Here is a 432-nt window from a genome sequence, read left to right as displayed (position 1 = left end):
CTCGCTGGTCGCGGTCACGGTGTTCGCGTTGGCGATGTTGTCGCCCACGGCGTCCATCCACTTGCGCGTGACGGTCATGCCGGTCCCGGCCACGCCGATGGCCCCGAAGATGGTCATCCGTTGGTCCTCATCGCGGTGCGGATCGACGAGAACGTCCCCGACATCGCCTGCGTCGCCAGCTGGTAGCGCAGGTTGGTGTCGATCTGCAGGAGCGTCTCGGTGTCGAGGTTGACGTTGTTGCCGTCGAGGCGCGTGGGCTCGAGCGAGCGCGCGACCGTGCCGGTCGCCGCGCCGTCGCCGCGCCGGACCGCGCTCGCGAGCTCGTCCTCGAACTGGACGCGCTGCGCGCGGTACCCGGGGGTCTGCAGGTTGGCGACGTTGTCCGCGCTGACGCGCTGGCGCAACGCGAGGGAGTCCAGCGCCCTGTCGAGC

The 432-nt window shown here is 70.6% G+C and carries 2 protein-coding genes; both read right to left on the bottom strand.

The genetic code is table 11. The features are described from left to right. On the bottom strand, window positions 1-117 hold a 117-nt coding region (locus tag G3I71_RS53110), incomplete at its 3' end, for a flagellar basal body protein (RefSeq protein WP_203733187.1). Beyond that, the coding region (locus G3I71_RS48045; protein WP_164325271.1) for a flagellar biosynthesis protein FlgB at window positions 114-432 on the bottom strand (319 nt) is incomplete at its 5' end. The genes G3I71_RS53110 and G3I71_RS48045, both read right to left, overlap by 4 nt.

The organism is Streptomyces sp. SID12501, from assembly GCF_010550245.1.
GTDB lineage: Bacteria > Actinomycetota > Actinomycetes > Streptomycetales > Streptomycetaceae > Streptomyces.
The sequence above is the reverse complement of the archived record's forward strand: the minus strand, read 5'-3'. Positions and strand labels throughout refer to the sequence as shown.